Raw genomic sequence first — 23,218 nt, 5'->3', positions numbered from 1 at the left:
ATGTCTTGATTAATTAGCTAGATCTAATTTAGTCATAATTTTAAAGGATTTTTTATGAGACATTATCTAGGAAACTATTTAAATACGCCTATAGCTTGGCAAGATAAAATTAATTCAAATTCTTTAAATTCTTTTGATTTATACAATATAAAAAATGCAATAAATATAAATAATTTTGAGATTAAGACAAATAAAGAGCAAGATTACAATGTGTTTTTTAAATTTGATGAAAGTAATATCGGAATAAAACTTAGTGAAAATAATATCAATAGGTTAAAAGAATTTTTTGATGAAGATAATTTCATTTTTAATAGTAAAGGCACTATTTTAGATAAAGACGCAGCAAGCTTTGTAGCTGGGTGGTTTAGTGATATTGCTTATAAACGAAAATTCCTTGAAGCTGATGTTGATGGTAATGGGGAGCTAAGCAATAAAGAAGGAAAAAAGACATTAAACTTTATACTTGAAAGGCTTGAATATAGAAGAGATAATAAAGGTGAATATATAATCACTAATTATGTAAAAGGCTATGAAGAGAGTAAATTTTTAGCAGATAATGATGAATACTATGCTGATATTAGCTATACTTTAAATGCTAGTTTAAATAATGATAAAAATCTTGATGGTATTATTACATTTGGCGAATTTCTAAATGTAGGCGAAAAGGGATATTTTGAAGATAACATAGAAGTATCTAATAATAAAAATAATAATGATTTTATTAGCTTATATAAGATTGCAAATACAGATAAATTAAAAGAGAAAGAATTAGAAGAATTAAAAAAATTAGCAGCCTTAGCAAAGCTAAAAAATCAAGGCCTAAAAAGTCTAACAAATGATGAAAAGAAACTCTTAAAAGATTTTAATATTAATTTAAAAATAAGCGAAGATAAATTAGAAGAGTTAATTACAAATGATAAATTAAGTGATTTTATAGATTTTACAAAAGAATTTAAAAAAGATTTAAGCGATACAAAATTAATTGATATAAAAGTCTAATTTATATTTTAAATTATTAAAGAATTTGAAATAGAAATTAGCTAATTGTTAATTATAGTTACAAAATATCTATTTTTTAAATAAAATTTCAATATAATTTATTTAAGTTATATTATAATAATTCAAATCATTAATGAAAGGAGATTTTCAATGAAAAAAGCAGTTTTAGCTATTTTAGCTTTAGGTTTTATTACGAATGCAAGTGCGTATTATTGGTATGATTATTTTACAGGCAGTGGTCCTTGGAGATGGGCTTTTATAAGTGCTGAAAGAGATAGAGTAACTCCTACTAGACAAAACTGGAGTCCTAATTTTAAAAGAACATCTAGCTCAAATAATGGTCCGAGATTAAATGCTGGATTTGTTATAAGATAAAGATTAGCTAGGAGTTTCCTAGCTAAATAATTTAAGGAAAACTTATGAAAATAGATATCTCGCAAGTAAAAAATATAGCAATGTCTTGGGCTGATAATGTTAAAACTAAAGAATTAAATACTAAAGATATTAGCAATTTAAAAGATAATATAAATAAAAATAATTTTGAGATTAAGACAAATAAAGAGCAAGATTACAATGTGTTTTTTAAATTTGATGAAAGCAATATCGGAGTAAAACTTAGTGACAAGAATATTAATAGATTAAAAGAATTTTTTAATGAAGATAATTTCATTGATACTAGCAAAGGCATTATTTTAGATAAAGATGCAGCAAGTTTTGTCGCTGGGTGGTTTAGTGATGTAGCGTATAAGAGTAATTTTTTAGCAGCCGATAGAAATAACGATGGAGAAGTAGATAAAAAAGAAATTGATTATACTATCTATGCATTTGCTTTATATATAGAGCCAACTAAAGATGGTTCAGGACAAGCTACTAAAGTTGCAAGTTATGTTCCAAGTATTTTGACTGTTGATAATAAACAATCAACTGATATTAGCACAATACTTGATGGGAATATTAGTATGGATAAAAATCTTGATGGCTATATAACAATTGCTGAAAAATACAATTATTCTGATACTGCTTACCAATATGGAGTATTTTTAGATAATCTACCTTTTATGACAATTTCACACAAAAAAATAAATACTAATATAACTGAAGAATTAAATAAAAAAACAGAAGAACAAATCAAACTTAATAATATAATTGAAAAACTTAAAAAATCACAATCTTTAGATAATAACGAAAAAGAAATATTACAAAAATTTAATATCCAAAACATAAGTAATGAATTAAAAATAAGCGAAGATAAATTAAAAGATTTAATAAGTAGTGATAAGCTAGGAGATTTTATAGATTTTACGAAAGAATTTAAAAAAGATTTAAGCGATACAAGATTAATTGATATAAGAATTTGAAATAAAATTTCAAATTCTTAATTTTAATTATTTTTTATCAGCTTCAGCAAAAATTTGAACTTTTACTTCGTTTGCTACTAAGCCTTCATTTGTATCTTTTGCTACATCAAAATCTTTTCTTAAAAGGTCAAGATTTAGGTCAAACCCAAGTTTAGTTTTATCTCCCATTGTAGCAACACCATTGATAGCAACATCAAATGTTACTTCTTTTTTAACGCCATTTATGTTTAATTCCCCTGTCATTTTTCCTTGTGTATCACTTACTTTTTCGTATTTACTCATAACAAAAGTAAGTTTTGGATTAACTTTTTCATTTAAAAAATCACTTGATTTTAAATGCTCGTCTCTTTTTTCACTATTTGTATCAACGCTTGCTACATCAACGCTTGCATTAAATACTTTAAAAGTTTTATTAGCTTCATCAAAATCTATCATCGCATCAAAACTTTTAAATTTGCCCTTAGCATTAGAAACTAACATATGTTTAACGCTAAATTCAACGCTAGTATGAACTTTATCAAGAACAAATTCACTAGCACCTAAAATACCTGCTAAGCTTAAAGCTAAAAATAATTTTTTCATAATATACTCCTAAAATAAAATAAGACTAATATAATCTCATAAAAAGATTAATCATTATCATAAATATTTTATCATAAGCTAAAAGGAGAAAATATGAAACATTTATTAATAATTGGAGCTGGTGGAGTTAGCCGTGTAGCAACCTATAAAGCAGCTGAATATAAATATTTTGATAAAATCACGCTTGCAAGTAGAACAAAAAGCAAATGTGATGAAATAGCAAGTTTTATTAAAGAGCGTTTAGGAGTTGAGATTGCAACTGCTACGATTAATGCTGATGATACAAATGCAGTTGTTAAGCTTATACAAGATATAAACGCTACGATTTTATTAAATGTGGCTTTACCTTATCAAGATTTAGCTTTAATGGACGCTTGTTCTCAAACTAAAATTCCATACATTGATACAGCAAATTACGAACATCCTGATTTAGCTAAATTTGAATATAAAGAGCAATGGGCTAGAAATAATGACTTTTTAAAAGCTGGTGTTCCTGCACTGCTTGGAAGTGGATTTGACCCAGGTGCAACGAATGTTATGTGTGCGTATGCGCAACAATATTTATTTGATGAAATTCATACAATTGATATTATGGATTGTAATGCAGGAGATCACGGCTATGCTTTCGCAACTAATTTTAACCCTGAAATAAACTTAAGAGAAGTTAGTGCAAATGGTAGATATTGGGAAAATGGCGAGTGGATTGAGACTAAACCACTTGAGATTAAAGTTGAACACGATTATCCTGAAGTTGGGGTTAAAGATAGCTATTTACTTTATCACGAAGAACTTGAGAGCTTATGTAAAAATATAAAAGGTTTAAAAAGAATTAGATTTTTTATGACTTTTGGACAAAGCTATATTCAACATATGAATTGTCTTAAAAATGTAGGTATGCTAGGAATTGAGCCAGTTGAACATCAAGGAATGAAGATAATTCCTATTGAGTTTTTAAAGACACTTTTACCTGACCCTGCAAGTCTTGGTGCAAGGACTAAAGGCAAGACAAACATAGGTTGTATTATTGAAGGTATTAAAGATGGCAAGGCTAAAAAAGTATATATTTATAATGTTTGCGTGCATGAAGAATGCTACGCTGAAACTGGTGCTCAAGCAGTAAGCTACACAACAGGTGTTCCTGCTGCAATTGGAACATATTTAATAGCAAGTGGCAAATGGAGCGGAAAAGGTGTATTTAATATGGAAGAATTTGATGCAAAACCATTCTTTGATGAAATGAATAAAATGGGTCTTCCTATTAAAATACTAGAGCTATAAAAAAATAAACAATAATTCTTATTATTTAAGAATTATTGAATTTAAAAAAAATTAATATATATTAATTAAGTTTTTATAAAATGGCGTTTTTTAAAAATGGGGGGGGGGTCGGCGATGTTAAGAGTTTTGTTAAAAGTTTTTGTTTTAGTTTTTACTTTATTAGTATTAAATGCTTGTTCTTCTGTCTTTTTAGGCTACGAAGAAGAAAATAAAAATAAAATATATTCTTTAGATACTAAAGACTGCGAATTACTTACGAAAAAAGAGCTAAAATACTCAAAAGAAAATGTATTAGAAAAGATTAAAGACCCACTTTACAACGGCAATTATTACGGATATCAAGCATTCTTGTGTAAGTCTTATAAAGATAGTATTAAGCTATTTGATTTGGTTGAAGATGGTTATAAAGATAAAGATGAAAAAAATCTATTGTTAAAGATTGGAGAAGGAGTTTTAGAAGGTCTTTTTAATGATAATATAACTGATTATAGCGGTCAATATTATGAAAAAATGCTAACTAATACATACAAATCAATGAGTTATCTAGCTTTAGGCGAATACGATGAAGCTGGAGTTGAAATCAAAAGAGCCTTAGATAGACAAAAAAGAAATAAAGAAGAATTTGAAAGCGATATTTTAAGCGAATTAAACTACTTACAACAAAAACCTAGAGAAAGTAATGAAGTAATAGACATTATAAATAATAGTGTCCCAATTCCTGCTTATAAGTCTTATGCTAATTATTCTAATCCATTTGTTAGCTATTTTTCTGCTCTTTATTATATTTTAGATGGTAGGTCAAATAATTCTATTGATTTATTAAAAGAAGTTTATTCTCAAGAAAATGATTTGTTGTTTTATCAAGATTATGAATTAGCTAAAAACAATTTCAACACTAAAAGAATAGCAAATAAAGTAAAAAAAGGAATGCAAATATCTAAAACAAATAAATATATTTGGGTAATTTATGAAAATGGTAAATCTAAATCTTTAAAAGAATTTAATCTATCATTGCCTATTGTTTTTATTAAGAAAAACGATAATGATATAGATTATAAAATTCCTTTTGGAAATGAAAAATACTCTGTTTATGCTAATCAATTAGCCGTTAGTAGTCTAGTGTTTTCAATAGCAATTTTAGGAGATAGTAGCGATGCTTATCCATTTATAGTAGCGAATAATCAAAAAACAAGACTTCTAAGTGATATGGATAAAATAATAGGCGCTGAATACAAAGCTACATTAATACCTAGAATATCTAAGTCTTTTTTACGAGCGATTACTAAAACAATGATTAGTGTAAAAGCTAATAAAGAGAATTTATATTCTGGCATAGGTGTTGATTTGGTAAATAATTTATTAAACCATTCTGATATTAGATACTTTATAGGTTTACCTAAAAACTATCAAGCAATTAGAATTGCAAATAGTGGAAGTATAAATATTGCAAGTCCAAATTCTCAAACACTATTTTCACAAGAATTAGATATAAATAAACATTATGTAATACTTGTAAAAATTCCTACAATAGGAACTGAATATATAACAATATTTGAAGAAAGGTAAAAAAATGAAAAAATATATCTTAACAGCTTTTGCTGTATTTTTATGTTCGTGTGCTAACAATGCAAATGTAATCAAAAACAATCAATGCTTTAATGTAAGCTATTTAGATGAAGATTTAAATAAAATTCTAAAATGCGAAGAAAGAAGCAATAATGATTTTAATAACCTAATAATTAGTATTGAACTTACTAATATAAGCAATAATGAACTAAATCTTAAATACTCACAAGATTGGTTTTATGATAATGGTATGCATGTTGATAATTTAGGTTTAGCTAAAAAAGAGCTAACACTACAACCAAAAGAAACAAAATATATAAAATTAGGTGCTCCAGCAAACGCACATAATTACAAAATAAAAATTAACAAATTTAATTAAGGAGAAAAAATGAAAAAATACTACACACTAGCTTTAGCACTAAGTTTAGGAGCTTGTGCAGCTGCACCAAGTTATGTCGTTGATGAAGTAAATAATGGCAAAAATCAGCCTGTTTCACTAGGTATTGATGATATAGATTTACAAAATGCGGCAAGAGATTTGATTAATTCTATGTTAGCAAGCCCTGTTTTTGCTACTTCAAATCCAAACGAACGCCATATTCTTGTAATGAGTAGGATTACTAATGATACAATGCAACATTTTGATACAGATATTCTTACTAAAAAAATAAGAATTGCTTTACTTAATTCTGGTCGTGTTTATGTAACAACAGCAATTGGAGCTAATGGGGCTGAGGATAATATGACCCACGCTACAAGAGAATTAAGAGATAATGACGAATTTAATCAAAAAACAATCGCTAAAAAAGGCACAATCTTGAGTGCAAATAGGTCTTTAAGCGGTAAAATAATTCAAAGAAATACTAGAATTAAAGGAACTTTTAGTGATTCTCAAAGAGTTGATTATTATTTCCAAATGACGGTTACAAATCTTGATAATGGCTTAGCAATTTGGGAAGATGAAATAAAAATTAATAAACTTGGTTCAAATAGGAGTGTAGCATGGTAAAAAAAATAGTTTTATCTTTGGCATTAAGTTCAGTTGTTTTTGCAAATACTTGCGAAAATCCGGGAAATGATATAGAAACATTAATAAAATGTGCAAAAAGTGAGCTTTTAGCAAAAAATCCAAATGCTAAAGTTTATATAGAAACAATATCAATTCCAAAGCATCCAAACGACCCACAATATTATGATTTTTTAAGTGCAAAGTATAATGAAGCATTTTTAAAAATTAAATCTAATTTAGCAATGAAAATGGCAGGAAACTTAGTTGCAAAAGAAATTGCTAAAAAGAATGATCATAGTAAAATGCCAGCAGAATTAGTAGAAGAAAGACTAAATAAAGAAATAGAGCGTCAAAGAAGACTAGAAGAAGCAAAAAATGAAAAAGAAGGTTTCTTAGATGGCTTAATGAATAAATTTTTCGGCAGTGATGATAAGATTGATTTGACAAAACCACAAATTGATGAAGAATTAAGACTTCGTGCAGAAGAAGTGCTATATAGCAATACTTTTAAAGAAGAAATGTATAAAGTAGCTCGTGAAGAAATATCAGGATTAATTCCTTATGAAAACTTTATAGTAGTTAGTGATAATGGTGAAACAGAACTAGGAATAGTAGCATATACATCACCTAAGTCAAGAGAATTAGCAAGAGCTTTAGCAGGTGGCTATAAAGCAAATGCTACAAACAATGAAGAACAATGTAAAAGTGCTGATGCAGTAGTGAATGCTTTAGGCTCAAGTGATAATAAAATAAATAAATTAGGTTTAAAATTCTTTTACAACGAAGCTTGCCAACCATCACTTTTAGCTTTTGGAATGGATACTTATAAGATTGAGGATGGAATGACTAATGAATATAAAAGTTCAAGTTATTCAGTAGCTCAAATATTAGCAGAAAAAACTTTAGCTACTTTTGTAAAATCATCTATTTATACTTATACAAATGCAGATAAAACTACTGATACAGTTCAAAAAGCCTATACAACTTTAATTAAAAAAGGTGCAAATGAAAGTGCAACTGGTGGTAAAGAAACTAGATCAGATAGCTATTCTGATTTAGAAGAATTTTTTAGCTCTGAAGCACAAATGAGCCTAGTAGGTGTTGAAGTTGCTGATAAATGGACTAAGCAATTTGATACACACGGAGTTGCTGGGGTTATTATGTATTATTCACCTACAAGCATAGAACAAGCAAAGCAAGAAAGAAAAGAAATCAAAGGTGATTTAGATAAAAAAACATTAGGCTCAAAAACAAGCGAAATTCCATCAAGTGGTAATGCAAAAGTAATTCGCTCTAAAAATATTGATGTTGATGATTTCTAGGATTAAATTATGAAAAAGATATTAATTGTTTTTTTAGGCTTATTTTTAGTAAGCCTAAATGCTAAAGTAGTAACTACAACTAGCACAAAAACTGCTACCGGAGAAGGCTATGGCATTACATACGAGCAAGCAGTAGATAATGCTTTAGCAGAAGCTGTTTTGAAATTAAACGGAGCTTATGTTAAAACTAGACAAGAAGCTCAAATTAGTGCGATAAAAAGTGGTGATGAAAATGAGATTTATAAACACTTTAACCAACAAATTAGCAAAGCAACAAATGGTCGCTTTAGCTCTTTTGAAGTTATAGAAAATACAAAAACAGAAGATGGATTTAGAGTAGTCGTAAGTATTCAAAAAACAGCAGTTTCAAAAAAATACGAACTAGCCGGAATGAAAAACGATAGAAGAAAAATCATCGTAGCACCTGCTCTAAGTCCGAATAATTTTTCTTTATTAGGAAGAGATAGCGAACAAATAACAAGAGATTTAAGGTTTAAAATAGAAAGCAATATCCACAAAACTCGTAAATTTGATTTATTGGATAGACAAGAAGGAGAAGCATTAGCTGTTGAAAGAGATATAATTTTAAATGACGCAAATAAAGATGAAGCTTTAAAATTAGGTCAAAATCTAGGCACTGATTATATATTACTTTACACCATAAGCGATGTTAATACAACTAATAAAAATTACTCAATTATTGGCAGTGGTAGTAGTTCTAAAGTAAGTGTTAGTATAAATTATCAAGTTATTACATTTGCAACTAGACAAATAAGATTTGCTGATAGCATAAACCTTGATATAAAATCTAAAGATTATGATAGCATTTTAAACAATATTGCAAGCACTATTGTATTAAACACTCAAGCTGCTATTTATCCGCCAAAAATAGAAAAAATCAGCAATAATCAAGCAGTTTTTACTCAAAGCCTACCTATAAATACACAACTAGAATGCTATAAAAAAGGCGATAAAATCTATGATAGTTACACAAAAGAGCTAAACGGCTACGAAGAAATTTTTAGTGCTTTAGTGCAAGTAACTAATGCAAATGCTAAAACAAGCTATGCAAAAATACTAGAAGGTAATGCAAATAAAGGCGATATTTGTAGATTTAAAAATATTGGCAATAACTCTACAAGTAATGATGCAAATGGAAAAGATGTAAAAGATATAACACCGGTTCAAGGTGGTGGATTTATATTTTAAAAATAAAAAGAATTTGATTTATTCAAATTCTTTTATCATACAAATTCTTACTATCTTTATACGCCATTAAAATAGCTAATAAATCTCTTTCATCTTTGATATTTTGAATATTAATTTTGCTAAGTATTTCTTCCATACTTTCACGAGTGCTTGTGCCTTTTACTTCTATTTTTTCTCTAGGCTTTTCTTCTTCATATTCAGCTTTTATTTTTAGATATTCTTTTTTAAAATCATCTATGCTTATTTTTTCATCTGCAAATAATCTAAAAAGCCTTTCATCATCACTAAAATTAAATCTTAAATCATCATAATATGTAAAGCTACCACTACTACTATTTATAGGATTTGCTTGCAAAAAGCTTTGCAAATCTTTTTTAATCTCTATATCAGAATGCTTTGCAAAAGCTCTTTGATAAATACTATTTGTCTTATAATCATTTTGAACTTGTAAAAACAAATCAAACATATCATTAGGCTTAGCAATTTGGCTAAGCTCTTTGCTTAAATCTATCTTTTTTAAATCTTTATTATTTGTATTAATAAGATTTATTTGATTTAAAGATGAGTTAATTTGCATTTATGTCCTTTTGTTTATAAACTCGGTTTCTAGCATAGATAAAACATAAGCATCATAGCTATCTTTTTGCTCTCTTAGAGATTTTACCAAGTTTGCTAAGTTTTCTTTATACACATTTAAATCGCTCTTTACTTCAATCGGTTCTCTTTTAATCTCTTTAGTATCTAGCTCTTTTGCTGCTAAATCCTTAGTAATTGCTAAAAGCCATCTAGGTTTAAATTCTTCTATGCTTAAATCACTATTCAATAAGCTTTCTAGCTCATCATTTAAGGCGATTTGTCCGTTTATTGAATTTGAATTAGTCATAATAAAGCTTAAAAGTTCGCTTAATTCATTTAAACTACTTTTATCATCAAGCCCTAATAGTTTGCCATAAATAGTAACTTCGCCATTCTTACTAACCCCACTAAAACTCTTACCCCAATTATCGTGATTATATAAATTAGAAATGCCTTTTAAATCATCAGAGCTTACTGGCTTAGAATTTAAATCTTTATTAGTTTCAGTCCTTATCTCATCTCTTAAAAATATTTGCCTTAAATCCAAAATACTCTGATTGTTATTTATAATTGTCATTTTAACTAAACCCTTTTATCATATAAATTCTCGCCATTTTTATACGCCATTAAAATAGCTAATAAATCTCTTTCATCTTTGATATTTTGAATATCAAGTTTGCTTAAAATATCTTCCATACTTTCACGAGTGCTAGTGCCTTTTACTTCTATGGCTTCAAATGGTGTTTTATCTTCAGTTTGTTCTTCTTTTTCTTCTTGTTTAATTTCTTCTTTTGTATTTATTGCATTATTTCTTAAATTTTCTTTTTCTTTAACTCTAGCTTGTAATTCTTCAACGCTTGGCATTTTCTTACTATCTATATAACCTAAAGGAAAATCATCAGGCAAACCTAAAGATGGCATATTTAGTGAGTTTAGTGTTCTATCAAGCTCTTTTTTATCAATTTCTACCCAATTTTGTTTATATTCTTTGCAAATTTCTTCTACTAAATCAGGGTCTAATGCTCCAAACACACAATAACTTGCCTTTTCTCCAAGATTTAGATTTTTATCATTTAAAGGATTATAAGTTGGATCGTTTTCTAGCTTTTGCTGAGCTAGTTTTAGATATTCTAAACTAGCCTTTCCATCTTCATAATAAGGTTTATTAGCTTGAATATCTAGGTTATCATTTTTTTTACTAATTTTAGTTGTTGGATATGTTATATAAGAATTAGCCGTTATTTTCATAATCATCTCCTTTATCATCTATATCAGCAAAATTAACAAAAACTTTAAAAATATAAAACTTATTTAAATTTCTTTTATTTGACTTGGGCGTGGTAAATTTGGCTTTAGTTCTTTTGTAATATTTGGCTTAATTATTAGAGCGTATCCACCTAAACCATCTTTATCCCATACGCTATAAAATTCTTTTTTAGAGCTTAGATATTCGCCAAAGCTTGGGTCATATACTTTCACAAAATCCCCATTAATATTATTTACCACTACAAAATGTGGAAATCTCGGGTCATTTTCAATCTTTACTATAAAAGGCACGAATATTTTTTCAAATATATTACGATTTAATTTATAAGCTTTTGCATTAAAACCCAATTTATTTAACGCATTATTTAATTCATTAAAACTTAGCATATTAGTATTTTTATCTAAAACTTCTAAAATATCTTTTTCACTAAAACGCTTGATATTTGTTAGATTTAGTAATGTCGCTATACTACTTGCCCCACAAGATTCTTCATAACTTTGTCTTACTACGGAGTTATTTTTGATTTGTCTATAAGACTTCACTGCAAACTCGGCATTAAGACAAGTTATAGTTATAAAGATTATTAGAATTTTTGCCATAAGCTAATACCAAACACACTATCAGGAGCAGCTGAACCACCACCAAAACTAGCGTTAAAACTGATACTTGTATCATCATTTATACTATAAGTTGAGCCTACACTATATGTTGGGATACTTCTTAGATTTGTATATTTTACACCATTGATTTTCTGAGCTGCTTGAAAACTCTGTGAAGCTTCTAAATCAAGCGTAATTTTAGGGCTTAATACTATACTAAGATTTGCACCAAAATTATAAGAATTTCCATAATTTATCGCTAGTTTATCAAAAGTCCTAGTATCATTATATGTAAATCCCATATAAATACCCCAAATAGCAGGGTCGCTATATCCTTTTAAGTTTAGCTTAGCTGAATGTGATTTAAAATAAAAACTTTTATTTGTATCAAGTGCTTTTTCTCTTTGTAATAATCCTGCTTGATAAGAAAAACTAAGTATTTTATCACTAAAACTATCAAATCTATAATTAAACCCAAGCCACAAGCTCTCAAATGAATAATGAGTTTCACTCATAGGCTTACCCGTAAAAAAATTACTATATTCATTTCTAGTAGCATTAGCGCCAATTGAAGTTATAAAATCAAGCTTGTTATTAAATGAATATATCAAAGTTTCATTCAAACTAAGCCTTTTATTATCAGTCCAAATCACAGGATCGCCTCCTATTATTAGACTTGGATAACTTGTGTAGATATTAGCATTCCCGCTAGTGATTAAACTAAGACTTGTAATGCTTCTAAGTCCGATTTGTCTTTTAAAAAGACTATCAATAGTAATAGCATCAGAGCCAAATAAAAAGCTTAAAGTAAATGCTATAAAAAATAACTTTTTCAAACTCTTCCTTTCAATTTAAAATATAAAATTTCAAACCCTTTTATCATATAAATTCTCGCCATTTTTATAGGCTAAAAATATAGCTAATAAATCTCTTTCATCTTTAATATTTTGAATATTAATTTTGCTTAAAATATCTTCCATACTTTCACGAGTGCTAGTGCCTTTTACTTCTATGGCTTCGAATGGTTTTTTATCTTTAGTTTGTTCTTCTTTTTCTTCTTGCTTAATTTCTTCTTTAGATTGTGATATTTGCAAATCTTCGTCTGTATTAGAAAAAATACTTTTCATTAATTTATTTTTTTCTTCATCATTTATGCTATCTGAAGTTAATTTATCTAAATTTTTGAAAAGTTTATTTAGAGTTTTTACTAATTCTTCTGGATCAATTGCTGGAGTATTTTCCCATTCTATTTTTCTTTGTTCTACAATATCAGGGTCTAACGCTCCAAATAAAGCTAGATTAAGTATTTCGCTTTTATCTAAGTTTTTATCATTAAAAGGATTGTAAGTCGGATCGTTTTCTAACTTTTCTTGAGCTAGTTTAAGATATTCTAAACTAGCCTTTCCATCTTCATAATAAGGTTTATTAATTTTGCTTTGATTATTCATATAAGTATTTGAAAAATTATTTACTCCATTAACCATCATAACAAATCCCTATACTTTCATATCAAATAAACTTATATTTTTTTGGCTGTATTGTAAAGCCACTTGCAAAAACTCTTCAAATGTTTCATAACTATCTATATCTTTAGGAGCTTTTAGATTTTTACCACTTAGCATTTCATAAGCTAGTTTTTCATACCAATTTAGTATTTTTTTATATTCTTTTGCTAATTCTTCACTTCTTGCTCTTTTAAAATCTTGTGATAATCTATTTGCTTCATCAGCTAAGTATTTTGGCATTTTTGAAATATCGCTTTGAGTTATTAAACCTTTTGCTACCATAGAATTAAGTGGTTTTGCGACATTTTGTGCGAATTCTTTATAATCTACAAATCTATCCCCGCCACTCATCTTGCCCCAATAAGTTCTCTCGCCTTCTACTAAAAAATGATTATTTCTTAATACGGCTATTAATATTCCACCACGACTTACATCTCCTTGATTGTTTTTATAATTATCGCCTTTAGCGTCCCATAAAATAGAATAACCTTGAGAAAAACTATCGCTATGCACGGGAAACATATCCATTTTGCCATCACCATCATAATGAAATAGTGTATCAGCACCCTTTATTCTTTGAAAATCTCGTGCATGAATATTCTTATCATTATAATCTTCAAAATCATATCTAGTTTGTAAAATCTTGCCTACACTAAAGGTACTATTATCTATCTCAAACCCACATGGCAAATTGTTAATATCTTCTTTACTAAAAAATTCTTTAGAGTTTAAAAAATCTTCACTTACAACTTGGCTTAAGACTTTATAAGCATTTCCAACGCTTTTTGCTATATCAATTTCCATGAATCTTTTACCTATTATATGAGCTTTATTGTTTTGTTCTACTAAAGATTTTAAACTATCGCTGTGGATTTTATAATTATCCGGAATACCTGCGGCTTTATTAAAATCACTTGTAAAAAAGCCATCTTTATCAACTCCGTATCCTAATACTTCACCTACCTTTTTATCATCTGCTTTATTGTCTACTTTTTTAATCTCGTTATTTGTTTCTTTTTTGCTTATATTAGTTATTTGATATGTTGAATAAGAATTTATTTTCATAATTATTCCTTTAGGTAGGGTTCTATTAGAACCCTAATGCAAAATTACCATGCTCTTTTATAGCTTGCATATAAATATCATTTCTAATAGCTTTGTTAAGTGTTAAATTTCTAAGCCAAGAATTACCCGTAATAGCTCTAGTTTTACCAGTATAATAATTTACAGCTTTAGGATCATAACTATAACTATATTGACTTCCTATAAATTGAGGAATTTTTGTTTGAGTAAAAGAAATTGCCAACAATTCTCCATTCATTAATCCAATTATTGCTTCATTAAATGCATTTTTTTGCATATATGATGCATTATCAGTTTTTTTAAAATCATAACCATACATATATACTGCTCTTTTATCTAATTCATTATCACCAAACAATACCACATGATTTGTTTGCAATAAATTTGCACTATGAAATGTAGTATTGAAATAACTTACGATATACCCGCCATGAACTTTATTCATCTCTTCAGTATTTAAAACTTTAACACCTAATGAATTATCACTTATAGCACCTTTGCTAATATCTGCTAATAAATCATTAGCATTAGCACTTAAGCCTAAAATGGCAATTAAAGATAAAACTTTTAATGTTTTTTTAAACATTTTTTCTCCTTTGTTTTGAAATAAAATCTCATAATACTTTAACTAATTTTAAATAAAACTTAATATTAAAAATATTATTAATATTTGTTACTTTTCGTAATATTTTTAAATAATTCATAATTTTAAATTCCTTTAAAATTAATGGAATTTGAAATAGGAATTTAAACTTTTATATCAAATAAACTTATATTTTTTTGGCTAAAACTAAAAGCTAATTTTAATAAATCTTCAAAACTCATTATATTAGATTCTTTACTAGGTTTTTCTATACCCATTAATTCTCTTATCTTTTTCATAAATTTTTCTAAAGTTTCTCTTTCTGCTTTGATTTGCTCTGGAGTTAAGACAAGATTATTATTTCCAGCTAAGGCACTTGTGATATTTTTCCCCTCAAAATCACCATCTTTTATAGGACTAAACATTAATTTTGAATATGTATCGTAAGAAGAAAAAGCACTTCTTTCTTTTAAACTCTTATCAAATCTATTAAATTTAACATAATCTTTTAGCCATCTTGGCATACGCTCAACTTCAGCACTTGTAAAGCCATTTTCACCCCTACTAATAAGCTGTGCTCCAAGTGCCATATCAAATGCATGAAAATCTTGCCTACTGATATTTCTATCATAACCGCTAAATTTACCATCATAAGTAGTCTCTGCTTCTATAACTGCTCTTATATCGCTTGATAAAAATCCCATAAGAAGCCCGCCTCTTGTAAATTCTCCCTTTTCGTTTTTATATCTATTCTCAGCAGGGTCAAAATTGCTTATATATAATTTATCTTCTTCTAATATTTCCTTACTACGAAAAACAGTGGTATTTGGCTTAGTTCTATCTTCATTTCTATAATGAAAAAACATACCACCAACATCTTCAGTTTTTTTATCAAAATTAACATTTGAAAACTCATATGGACTTTGCAATATTTTTGTCACTTCAAAAGTTCCTTTTTTGATAACATAACCTTGTGGAAATTGCTTTATATCTTCGGTGTTAAAAAAATCTTTAGAGTTTAAAAAATCTTCACTTACAACTTGGCTAAAAAGTGTATAAGCGTTATTAACAGTTTTTGCTATATCAATTTCATAATACTTTCTATATGCTCTTAAAGAATTGTTATTTCTATCTACTAGATTTTTTAAAGTATCGCTGTGGATTTTATAATTATCCGGAATACCTGCGGCTTTGTTAAAATCACTTGTAAAAAAGCCATCTTTATCAACTCCGTATCCTAATACTTCACCTACCTTTTTATCATCTGCTTTATTATCTACTTTTTTAATCTCGTTATTTGTTTCTTTTTTGCTTATATTAGTTATTTGATATGTTGAATAAGAATTTATTTTCATAATTATTCCTTTATTTTAAACTCTTTTATCATATAAATTCTTGCTATCTTTATATGCCATTAAAATAGCTAATAAATCTCTTTCATCTTTGATATTTTGAATATCAAGTTTGCTTAAAATATCTTCCATACTTTCACGAGTGCTTGTGCCTTTTACTTCTATGGCTTCGTAAGGTTTTTCTTTAGTTTGTTCTTCATCTATTTCTTTTGCTTTGTTTCTTTTAGTTTCTATCTTTTCTTTAATCTCTAAATATTTTTGCTTAAAATCATCTACATTTAGGTTATCATCTGCAAAAAGCTCCATAATCTCATTAGCGTAATCTTTGGGTATTTTAAAAAATCTACCACTTAAATCAAGCCCATCAATACTATTATCTTTTAAAAATTGAACTAAATCTTTTACTTCATCAGCACTTGCGTTGCCTTGATATGCCTTTTGATAAATACTATTAGTTTTAATGCCGAATGCTACTTGAGCCTTTAGCTTAAACTCGCTAAGCCTTGCATCATCGCCTTTTTGATATTTAAATACTTCTTCATTGCTTGGTAATTGCTCGTTTGGGTCTTTTTCGTAAGTAATTATTCCTTTTAGCATTTCGTTTTCTAAGGCTTCATAAATCTTACTGCCTTTTTCATAAGCTCCTATTTTACTAAGCACAGCATTTGGATCATATGTGCCCCATTCATCTTGTGGGGCGTCTTTTAAAATATTTGCGATTTGTTCTTTTAGATTATCTTTAGGAGTTTGAGTGGTTGGAATTTGATTTTTAATATTTGTTTGATAATTTATATAATTGTTATTTGTTATTTGCATTTTAAACCCCCGTTATTTTTCTATATCGGTAGGTTTAAAAAAATATTAATAGATATTTAATTTATATCTGAACTCTTTTATAAAAATCCTTAGCATTAGCCCTAAAATCATTTGAATAATTATTGTTTAATAAAGCATCTACTGCTAAACTCTGACTTAACTCTCTTACCTTTTCTTTTAATTTTTTCTCATCTTCAAACTTATCTAAATAATCTTGGATTTTTTCCTTGCTAAGTCCTGTTAATAATTCTAGCTTTGAAATATCTATGCCTTCATTTGGATTAAGCTTACTTAGTGCATCTTCTATAATCATTCTTTCTTTATATTCATCTTTAATCTTAGTTGCCCCACTATCGCTTACCTTAAGCCCTTGTGTGCCACCTAGAAAACTTACAAATAATCCTGCATTAGAAATCTCACCATCTTTTATATAAGGACTTAAATCAAAATTAAGCTTTCTGCTATTATTTACGCTTAAATCATAATCAAACTTAAAGCCTATTTGTAAAGCATTTTCCTTATTCTCATAATACTTATTGCCAACATTTGCGTGTGAATAATCAAATGTATAGCCATTATTGATTTTAAGTCCAACCAAATCAACATAATTTGGCATATTAGCAATATCATCTTTGCTAAACTCGGCTACATTTCCTACAATTTGCTCGTATAATCTAAACTGGTGTTTGATAGTGTCTGCGTAATCAATATTTTCATAAATATTATTAAAAATCCCAACTTGTGGCATAGTCATTAGGTTATTTTGTCTTGAGATTTCTTTTAGTGTGCTTGAATGGATTTTAAAATCATTTGGCAAGCCTGCAGCTTTGTTAAAATCAGCTCCTAAAAAGCCACTACTATCAACGCTATAACCAAACTCGGTAGCATTGTAAATCTTAGCTTTTGTTAAATCTCCTTGCCAAGATATATTAGAATTTAGCTTAGTTAAATCGTGAGTATTATCAAATACCTTAAATCTTGAATTATTAAACCTATCTATAAAGATATTTGAAGCGTCTATTATGTCTTTATCTAGCGAATACTTAGCTTGAGTTTCTAGCTTAGGATTTACCCTTGCAAATTCACTTGCAAAAATAGATGAAAATGATACACCTGCAGCCTTTTGAGCTTTTTGAAGTTTGGCTTCATCAAAAATTGAAATACTTTCTATTCTCATTTGCTCTCCTTTAAATATTTATTTAAAAAAGCAAAAATCATTCCTTAATATTTTGTTACTTTTTTACACAACTTATAAAAAATATAAGTATTTTTATTATTTTATTTAATATTTATAATTAAGATTAGCTTTAAAAAATTAAAAAGGATTATAAATGATGCAGATGCGTTAGCGTCTAGCTAAACTTTCTAGCTAGACGCAAAAATGAATAAAAAGCAAGCGTGGGCTAGAAAGAAAATGTAAAAACATTTTCTTTAATTGTTGTGCGGTAAGCACCTTAAAAATTAAAGGAAAACAAATGAAAAAATTATTAATATTTTTATGTTTATTAAGCTTAAATGCTGATGAAAAATTAATCAAAATCGGAGTAACTCCATATCCAACTGCTATGATTTTAGAAAATGTAAAAGACTTGGTTGAAAATCAAGGATACAAACTAGAAATCATAGAATTTGATAATTACATAGTCCCAAATTATGCTCTAAATGATAAAGAATTAGATGCGAATTTTACTCAAATTAGACAATTTTTAGAAAGCTTTAACGAAGAAAGAGGGACAAATCTAGTTAGTGCAGGAAAAATATTTCTAGGTCCAATGGCAGCGTATTCAAATACTATTAAAGATATTAAAGATTTGCCTAAAAATGCCTTAGTTTATATACCAAGCGACCCTATTAATGGTGCTAGAGCTTTAGATTTACTAGCCTTAAATAATATAATAAGCTTTAATGAAGATGCAAAATCTAGCACAAAATCAGTATTAGATATTAAAGATAATCCATTAAAACTTACAATAAAAGAAATAGAAGCTCCACAACTAACAAGAACACTTAATGAATGTGATTTGGCGATAATTAATACAAATTACGCCCTACTAGCAGGACTAAATCCTATTAAGGATTCTATATTGCACGAAAGTAGTGATAGTGATTATGCTAGCGTTTTAGCTGTTAGAGCCAATGATTTAAATAGCCCTAAAACTAAAGCTTTGCTTAAGGCTATGAGAAGTGAAAAAATGAGAGAGTTTTTAAATACTAAGTTTAAAGATATATTAATTCCAAGTTTTTAAGGAGAATTTATGCTAAAAGCAAACAATCTTTCTAAAATATCATTTAAAAATCTTTATATTGAGCAAAAGAATTTGAGTGATTTTAAGAGTAAGGACGCAAGTGAGTGGGATAAAAAAGCTCAAAGTTTTAATGATTACGCAAAACACGAAGCTTATGTGAGAGAATTTTTAAAGCAAGTTGATTTTAGTGGGTGTGATAGTTTGCTTGATTTTGCTTGTGGGAGTGCTTTTTTAGCTAAGCACTCTTTAATAAACAATATTACTTTATGTGATTTTTCTCCTAAAATGCTTGAGTTTGCTAAGATAAATTGCCCTAATGCAAGGATAATTCAAGGCTCTTATGATGATTTAGATGGTAGTTGGGATTTGGTGTTTGCTAGTAGGTGTTTAGATGTTAATGACCTAGCAAAAGCATTGCAAATTCTTTTAAACTGCACGAAAAAAAGGCTATATTTTACATATAAAATTGACAATTCTTACATACACGAAAAAATCATAAATGCCCTTGATTTAGACATAATTGCAACGCCTAATTATATTTACGCTGCAAATATTTTAAATGAGCTTGGGTATTTTTTCACTTTAAATAAAATCACTATAAAAAATCAAAATTATTATAAAACTTATGAAGATTTGCAAAAAAGCGTTGAGTTTTCTTACAAAAAACTAAATGATATTCAAATTGAAAAACTAAAAAATCTATATGAAAACGATAAAGATTTAATAAAACAAGAATTAAGCTGGGCTTTATTTTGCGTAGAAAAATAAGCCCCATATTAAAGGGCTTAAGATTATTTAAACTCTATTGTAAAGGTATTTTTAGTATTTGAAAGATACTCAAATCCTGCTTTAGGAACAAATTTTATAGTATCTTTTGTGTATGAAGAATTTGAAATATTATGAAAACTATTATTAATAAATTGAGTGCTGTTATAGGTTGGTATAAAGTCAATTTTAGACAATAAATCATCTAAAATAATATTATCTTTAATAAAACTTAATTTCCCATCTACCTCATCATAATACCCAAAATCATAATCTTTTTTAAATTCTAAAGCTTGATTAGTAGTATTAATATCTTTAAACATTAAGCCTGTATAAGCTATATCATAAACATTATTATAAGTTATATTAAACTCATCTTTACCATCTACATAGACACTGATTGTAACCTTTTGTAAAGGTCTTGGCTTGTCCTTTTTGAAAGTAAATTGCGTAGTATTTTTATAGCTTGCCTCATCTTGCGAGTATTCGTTTAGATTAGATAATCTTGTATTTTCTCCTAAATTATTAAAAGCCAATTTAAATGCTTGATTTAAATCGTTTTTGCTAATGTGTAAGGTTTTTAAATTGCCTTCATTTACTACTAAACCATTTAAATTGCCTACATCTATCATTAAATTTATATCATTTTTAAACTTTGTTGGAACAAATTTGTTATTAGAATTTGAACTTAACAAATAAAGATTATAAACCAAGCCCGCATTATCTCCTAGCATAAGTTTATCATAAGCTATATTTTTAATACCTATTGAATTGTCTTGATTAAGTTTGCATTTTTGCATATCTTTTTTGCAAGTTATATATTCGTTTTTAATAGCCTTTGTTTGTGATAAAAACTCAATATTTAAGGCTTTTTTAATAGGTATAAAACAAGAAATTTTTCCATTTTTTAAAGTATTTGCACTATCTAAATCAAATTCATCTTGAATACAAATATCTAATTCTTGGTCGTGTTTTGTAAAATTAGTTTCTGCTAATTCTATTAAACCATCAGTAGCTAAAGGAAAATTAATATTTAAATCAAACTTACCATTATTTATAAAAGCTACTCCATATTTTTCTTTATTTCTTACACGATTGTCGTTAGCAAAAATTGTAATTTTATTATTTTCATTATTTAATAAGGCAAATTTTTTAGTAGTATTATCATAACTAATCACTAAATTAGCTATTCCAATTGCTAGATTTGAATAATTTTTCAATTCTCTTGATACAAAACTATTTAAAGTATTTTGAAATGCTTCTTGATTTAACGATGAAATGCCTAAACTAAATTCTTTAGGTCTAATAGCAAAATCATTGCTAGCAAAAGTATAGTTATAATTATCATTTATCATTTGTTCGCATACTAATTCATTGTTTTGATTAGTCTTTTCAAAATACTGATTATATTTAATACTTGTTTGTTTGATTGCTTGATTTGTCTTTATCCTAAGGATTAATTCATCATTTAATAAATACTTACCAGCACACGCACCTTCAGTGATTTTATCTATTTTAGAATTTGCATTATAGACATTAAGAATTTCAAAATTAGAATTAGGCAAAAAGTCAATATAAACTCTACTAATATTTGAATATTTATTGCTAAGCCCTATGAAATATTCTTCATTTTCTAGCATAGTATTTACTAATTTTGCCTTTTTTACATTAGAGTTTTTAGCATTATTTATAATTACTTTTTCATTATTATTGGTATATAAAGTATATATATTTTGATAATCATTTACTAAAGGAATGCCAACAGAACCTTTGATTATACTTTTACCACTTTCTTGAAATATAGGTCTTTCAAAACCCCTAATTCTTTCTGTAATTTCAATATTTTTTTGATTAATTAAACAATTGCCTAAATTAAAAACCAATTCTTTAGTATTTTCTACTAGATTTAATTGGCATTTTGATTGTTTGCTACCACTCATATAATATTTAGCGTCAGCTTCTCTTTTTAATAAAGCTTTATTTCTATCCTTTAAATAGATTTTTTCATTTTTAATTTCTAAATTACTAGCGTCTGGATAAAAACTTAATTTAATTTCGCCTTTAGCTATCGAATTTAAAGCTCTTAAATTAATACTAAATTTAACTTCTTCTCCTGCGAATGTTGATTCGTATATACCCTTTCTAACAAGAGAGCTTTTATGAATACTATAATTTGTAATCAAATCACTTGAATAATACTTACTATTTTGATGAGAATATTTAAAATTACTAGACCTAATTACATTCTTACCTAAATTACTTGTATCATAAGCAAAAATATCAAAAATATAGCACTTACCTTCGTTTTGTCTAGGTAAAGGATATGATGAATATTCATTATATGCAGCTCTTAAATTCTTTAAAAATGCCTTTTCCTTAAAAATATCACTATAAAAAATATGAGAATTTTTAGCTTGCATATTTCTTATTTGCTTAAATCTGTCTTCCCAATCACTAGTCATATTAACACTTGGATTTGCTATTATGTAGTTATAAAAGTCGTTAATTAATTTATTATCTTCATTATTTGTAGTTTTTATAGGACTTTGGTCAATTAGATAATAAACAGCATCATTTAAAGTCTTTTTATATTCTATTTTAATTCTACCGGTAGTATCCACTGAATACAATTTATAAAGCTCTTCTATATATGTTTTAATATTATTTTTATTTTCTACTATAAATGAAAAACTATCTTGATTAGAATTAATTAAGCTCTTATAAGAATTATCATCAGCACTTGATGAATAAAATTCTAATGTATTTGGGTTTGCTTTAGCATTGATTATATCTAAATACCCCCCCCCGTTGAGCTTTTTATCATTATTTAAACAATAAATTATTTTATTATTCTCTGCCTTTATTCCTAAGCTAGAGCATAGTTTTAAATAATCGCCTAAAAACTCATTATAACCATTAACATTGCCTAAAGATGGGTTTAATAAACAATCATTTATTTGTTTAGAATAATTTTTGTCTTGAATAGTATATACGATACCGAATTTTAATTCATCTGCAAAAATTAACAAATTAAATAAAAGTAATATAATAATTTTCAAATAAAACTCCAAAAATATATAAAATTCCGTTAGTTTAGCATAAA

The 23,218-nt window shown here is 27.4% G+C and carries 24 protein-coding genes; 11 read left to right on the top strand and 13 right to left on the bottom strand.

Annotation, left to right across the window (positions count from 1 at the left end):
- Positions 1 to 54: 54 nt before the first annotated feature.
- From AVBRAN9333_RS06590 to AVBRAN9333_RS06580, 3 genes are all read left to right on the top strand, one after another.
- Positions 55 to 999, top strand: a complete 945-nt coding sequence (locus AVBRAN9333_RS06590; RefSeq protein ID WP_214119702.1) for a hypothetical protein — start codon at positions 55 to 57, stop codon at positions 997 to 999.
- Between the two features lie 150 nt (positions 1,000 to 1,149).
- Positions 1,150 to 1,374: a hypothetical protein gene (locus AVBRAN9333_RS06585; RefSeq protein ID WP_239803364.1), complete on the top strand. Its 225-nt coding sequence runs from the start codon at positions 1,150 to 1,152 to the stop codon at positions 1,372 to 1,374.
- A gap of 44 nt (positions 1,375 to 1,418) precedes the next feature.
- Positions 1,419 to 2,357 (top strand): hypothetical protein, encoded by a 939-nt coding sequence (locus tag AVBRAN9333_RS06580; RefSeq protein WP_239803363.1) that lies wholly within the window; start codon positions 1,419 to 1,421, stop codon positions 2,355 to 2,357.
- Between the two features lie 27 nt (positions 2,358 to 2,384).
- On the opposite strand, the gene AVBRAN9333_RS06575 is transcribed toward AVBRAN9333_RS06580, so the two are convergent.
- Positions 2,385 to 2,939: a YceI family protein gene (locus AVBRAN9333_RS06575; protein WP_214119700.1), complete on the bottom strand. Its 555-nt coding sequence runs from the start codon at positions 2,937 to 2,939 to the stop codon at positions 2,385 to 2,387.
- 93 nt (positions 2,940 to 3,032) lie between these two features.
- On the opposite strand from AVBRAN9333_RS06575, the gene AVBRAN9333_RS06570 reads away from it, so the two are divergent.
- The 6 genes from AVBRAN9333_RS06570 (at position 3,033) to AVBRAN9333_RS06545 (ending at position 9,323) form a co-directional block, all read left to right on the top strand.
- Positions 3,033 to 4,217 carry a saccharopine dehydrogenase family protein gene (locus tag AVBRAN9333_RS06570; protein ID WP_214118872.1) on the top strand — a complete coding sequence of 395 codons (1,185 nt, stop codon included), beginning with the start codon at positions 3,033 to 3,035 and terminating at the stop codon, positions 4,215 to 4,217.
- Between the two features lie 96 nt (positions 4,218 to 4,313).
- Positions 4,314 to 5,783 carry a hypothetical protein gene (locus AVBRAN9333_RS06565; RefSeq protein ID WP_336609021.1) on the top strand — a complete coding sequence of 490 codons (1,470 nt, stop codon included), beginning with the start codon at positions 4,314 to 4,316 and terminating at the stop codon, positions 5,781 to 5,783.
- Positions 5,784 to 5,787: 4 nt separating this feature from the next.
- A complete protein-coding gene (locus AVBRAN9333_RS06560; protein WP_214118876.1) occupies positions 5,788 to 6,162 on the top strand; it encodes a DUF1425 domain-containing protein in 375 nt (124 codons plus the stop codon).
- A 9-nt stretch (positions 6,163 to 6,171) separates the two neighbouring features.
- Positions 6,172 to 6,792 (top strand): penicillin-binding protein activator LpoB, encoded by a 621-nt coding sequence (lpoB, locus tag AVBRAN9333_RS06555; RefSeq protein ID WP_214118878.1) that lies wholly within the window; start codon positions 6,172 to 6,174, stop codon positions 6,790 to 6,792.
- Positions 6,786 to 8,114: a DUF6844 domain-containing protein gene (locus AVBRAN9333_RS06550; protein ID WP_214119697.1), complete on the top strand. Its 1,329-nt coding sequence runs from the start codon at positions 6,786 to 6,788 to the stop codon at positions 8,112 to 8,114. The genes lpoB and AVBRAN9333_RS06550 overlap by 7 nt, the downstream gene beginning before the upstream one ends.
- A gap of 9 nt (positions 8,115 to 8,123) precedes the next feature.
- Positions 8,124 to 9,323, top strand: coding sequence for a CsgG/HfaB family protein (locus tag AVBRAN9333_RS06545; RefSeq protein WP_336609641.1), 1,200 nt, complete (start codon positions 8,124 to 8,126; stop codon positions 9,321 to 9,323).
- Positions 9,324 to 9,345: 22 nt separating this feature from the next.
- Here the strand turns inward: AVBRAN9333_RS06545 and AVBRAN9333_RS06540 are convergent, their stop codons facing one another.
- The 11 genes from AVBRAN9333_RS06540 to AVBRAN9333_RS06490 form a co-directional block, all read right to left on the bottom strand.
- The gene (locus tag AVBRAN9333_RS06540; RefSeq protein WP_214150458.1) at positions 9,346 to 9,900 is read right to left on the bottom strand and encodes a hypothetical protein; all 555 of its coding nucleotides are present in this window, start codon (positions 9,898 to 9,900) and stop codon (positions 9,346 to 9,348) included.
- Entirely contained in the window at positions 9,901 to 10,476 is a 576-nt protein-coding gene (locus AVBRAN9333_RS06535) for a hypothetical protein (protein WP_214118886.1), read from the bottom strand.
- Positions 10,477 to 10,481: 5 nt separating this feature from the next.
- On the bottom strand, positions 10,482 to 11,147 hold the full coding sequence (locus tag AVBRAN9333_RS06530) for a hypothetical protein (RefSeq protein ID WP_336609640.1): 666 nt from the start codon (positions 11,145 to 11,147) through the stop codon (positions 10,482 to 10,484).
- Positions 11,148 to 11,210: 63 nt separating this feature from the next.
- Complete coding sequence (locus AVBRAN9333_RS06525; protein ID WP_214119685.1) at positions 11,211 to 11,765, bottom strand: cysteine peptidase family C39 domain-containing protein; 555 nt, start codon at positions 11,763 to 11,765, stop codon at positions 11,211 to 11,213.
- Positions 11,750 to 12,601: a hypothetical protein gene (locus tag AVBRAN9333_RS06520; RefSeq protein ID WP_214119684.1), complete on the bottom strand. Its 852-nt coding sequence runs from the start codon at positions 12,599 to 12,601 to the stop codon at positions 11,750 to 11,752. The genes AVBRAN9333_RS06525 and AVBRAN9333_RS06520 overlap by 16 nt, the downstream gene beginning before the upstream one ends.
- 30 nt (positions 12,602 to 12,631) lie before the next feature.
- Positions 12,632 to 13,252: a hypothetical protein gene (locus tag AVBRAN9333_RS06515; RefSeq protein ID WP_336609639.1), complete on the bottom strand. Its 621-nt coding sequence runs from the start codon at positions 13,250 to 13,252 to the stop codon at positions 12,632 to 12,634.
- Positions 13,253 to 13,261: 9 nt separating this feature from the next.
- Positions 13,262 to 14,335 (bottom strand): Cj0814 family flagellar-dependent secreted protein, encoded by a 1,074-nt coding sequence (locus tag AVBRAN9333_RS06510; protein WP_336609638.1) that lies wholly within the window; start codon positions 14,333 to 14,335, stop codon positions 13,262 to 13,264.
- Between the two features lie 25 nt (positions 14,336 to 14,360).
- Positions 14,361 to 14,939 carry a hypothetical protein gene (locus tag AVBRAN9333_RS06505; protein WP_336609637.1) on the bottom strand — a complete coding sequence of 193 codons (579 nt, stop codon included), beginning with the start codon at positions 14,937 to 14,939 and terminating at the stop codon, positions 14,361 to 14,363.
- A gap of 161 nt (positions 14,940 to 15,100) precedes the next feature.
- On the bottom strand, positions 15,101 to 16,291 hold the full coding sequence (locus tag AVBRAN9333_RS06500; protein WP_336609636.1) for a Cj0814 family flagellar-dependent secreted protein: 1,191 nt from the start codon (positions 16,289 to 16,291) through the stop codon (positions 15,101 to 15,103).
- A 15-nt stretch (positions 16,292 to 16,306) separates the two neighbouring features.
- Positions 16,307 to 17,104 carry a hypothetical protein gene (locus tag AVBRAN9333_RS06495; RefSeq protein WP_336609635.1) on the bottom strand — a complete coding sequence of 266 codons (798 nt, stop codon included), beginning with the start codon at positions 17,102 to 17,104 and terminating at the stop codon, positions 16,307 to 16,309.
- A gap of 61 nt (positions 17,105 to 17,165) precedes the next feature.
- Positions 17,166 to 18,281 (bottom strand): Cj0814 family flagellar-dependent secreted protein, encoded by a 1,116-nt coding sequence (locus AVBRAN9333_RS06490; RefSeq protein WP_214150139.1) that lies wholly within the window; start codon positions 18,279 to 18,281, stop codon positions 17,166 to 17,168.
- A 298-nt stretch (positions 18,282 to 18,579) separates the two neighbouring features.
- On the opposite strand from AVBRAN9333_RS06490, the gene AVBRAN9333_RS06485 reads away from it, so the two are divergent.
- Positions 18,580 to 19,350: a MetQ/NlpA family ABC transporter substrate-binding protein gene (locus AVBRAN9333_RS06485; protein ID WP_214119677.1), complete on the top strand. Its 771-nt coding sequence runs from the start codon at positions 18,580 to 18,582 to the stop codon at positions 19,348 to 19,350.
- A 9-nt stretch (positions 19,351 to 19,359) separates the two neighbouring features.
- Positions 19,360 to 20,118, top strand: coding sequence for a class I SAM-dependent methyltransferase (locus AVBRAN9333_RS06480; RefSeq protein ID WP_214118746.1), 759 nt, complete (start codon positions 19,360 to 19,362; stop codon positions 20,116 to 20,118).
- A gap of 23 nt (positions 20,119 to 20,141) precedes the next feature.
- Here AVBRAN9333_RS06480 and AVBRAN9333_RS06475 read toward each other — a convergent pair whose 3' ends face one another.
- A complete protein-coding gene (locus AVBRAN9333_RS06475) occupies positions 20,142 to 23,174 on the bottom strand; it encodes a hypothetical protein (protein WP_336609634.1) in 3,033 nt (1,010 codons plus the stop codon).
- Between the last annotated feature and the right edge of the window lie 44 nt (positions 23,175 to 23,218).

It is taken from the genome of Campylobacter sp. RM9333 (assembly GCF_020137705.1).
In the GTDB taxonomy this organism is placed as follows: domain Bacteria; phylum Campylobacterota; class Campylobacteria; order Campylobacterales; family Campylobacteraceae; genus Campylobacter_E.
This window is presented reverse-complemented; position numbering and strand designations above follow the sequence as displayed.

What these genes read in the sequence shown, in the direction of transcription:
- AVBRAN9333_RS06510 (WP_336609638.1), bottom strand. Translation starts at nt 14,335, where the DNA reads ATGAAAATAAATTCTTATTCAACATATCAAATAACTAATATAAGCAAA.
- AVBRAN9333_RS06535 (WP_214118886.1), bottom strand. Translation starts at nt 10,476, where the DNA reads ATGACAATTATAAATAACAATCAGAGTATTTTGGATTTAAGGCAAATA.
- AVBRAN9333_RS06580 (WP_239803363.1), top strand. Translation starts at nt 1,419, where the DNA reads ATGAAAATAGATATCTCGCAAGTAAAAAATATAGCAATGTCTTGGGCT.
- AVBRAN9333_RS06480 (WP_214118746.1), top strand. Translation starts at nt 19,360, where the DNA reads ATGCTAAAAGCAAACAATCTTTCTAAAATATCATTTAAAAATCTTTAT.
- AVBRAN9333_RS06540 (WP_214150458.1), bottom strand. Translation starts at nt 9,900, where the DNA reads ATGCAAATTAACTCATCTTTAAATCAAATAAATCTTATTAATACAAAT.
- AVBRAN9333_RS06545 (WP_336609641.1), top strand. Translation starts at nt 8,124, where the DNA reads ATGAAAAAGATATTAATTGTTTTTTTAGGCTTATTTTTAGTAAGCCTA.
- AVBRAN9333_RS06515 (WP_336609639.1), bottom strand. Translation starts at nt 13,252, where the DNA reads ATGATGGTTAATGGAGTAAATAATTTTTCAAATACTTATATGAATAAT.
- AVBRAN9333_RS06575 (WP_214119700.1), bottom strand. Translation starts at nt 2,939, where the DNA reads ATGAAAAAATTATTTTTAGCTTTAAGCTTAGCAGGTATTTTAGGTGCT.
- AVBRAN9333_RS06570 (WP_214118872.1), top strand. Translation starts at nt 3,033, where the DNA reads ATGAAACATTTATTAATAATTGGAGCTGGTGGAGTTAGCCGTGTAGCA.
- lpoB (WP_214118878.1), top strand. Translation starts at nt 6,172, where the DNA reads ATGAAAAAATACTACACACTAGCTTTAGCACTAAGTTTAGGAGCTTGT.
- AVBRAN9333_RS06530 (WP_336609640.1), bottom strand. Translation starts at nt 11,147, where the DNA reads ATGAAAATAACGGCTAATTCTTATATAACATATCCAACAACTAAAATT.
- AVBRAN9333_RS06500 (WP_336609636.1), bottom strand. Translation starts at nt 16,291, where the DNA reads ATGAAAATAAATTCTTATTCAACATATCAAATAACTAATATAAGCAAA.
- AVBRAN9333_RS06550 (WP_214119697.1), top strand. Translation starts at nt 6,786, where the DNA reads ATGGTAAAAAAAATAGTTTTATCTTTGGCATTAAGTTCAGTTGTTTTT.
- AVBRAN9333_RS06565 (WP_336609021.1), top strand. Translation starts at nt 4,314, where the DNA reads ATGGGGGGGGGGTCGGCGATGTTAAGAGTTTTGTTAAAAGTTTTTGTT.
- AVBRAN9333_RS06485 (WP_214119677.1), top strand. Translation starts at nt 18,580, where the DNA reads ATGAAAAAATTATTAATATTTTTATGTTTATTAAGCTTAAATGCTGAT.
- AVBRAN9333_RS06525 (WP_214119685.1), bottom strand. Translation starts at nt 11,765, where the DNA reads ATGGCAAAAATTCTAATAATCTTTATAACTATAACTTGTCTTAATGCC.
- AVBRAN9333_RS06490 (WP_214150139.1), bottom strand. Translation starts at nt 18,281, where the DNA reads ATGAGAATAGAAAGTATTTCAATTTTTGATGAAGCCAAACTTCAAAAA.
- AVBRAN9333_RS06505 (WP_336609637.1), bottom strand. Translation starts at nt 14,939, where the DNA reads ATGTTTAAAAAAACATTAAAAGTTTTATCTTTAATTGCCATTTTAGGC.
- AVBRAN9333_RS06495 (WP_336609635.1), bottom strand. Translation starts at nt 17,104, where the DNA reads ATGCAAATAACAAATAACAATTATATAAATTATCAAACAAATATTAAA.
- AVBRAN9333_RS06560 (WP_214118876.1), top strand. Translation starts at nt 5,788, where the DNA reads ATGAAAAAATATATCTTAACAGCTTTTGCTGTATTTTTATGTTCGTGT.
- AVBRAN9333_RS06590 (WP_214119702.1), top strand. Translation starts at nt 55, where the DNA reads ATGAGACATTATCTAGGAAACTATTTAAATACGCCTATAGCTTGGCAA.
- AVBRAN9333_RS06585 (WP_239803364.1), top strand. Translation starts at nt 1,150, where the DNA reads ATGAAAAAAGCAGTTTTAGCTATTTTAGCTTTAGGTTTTATTACGAAT.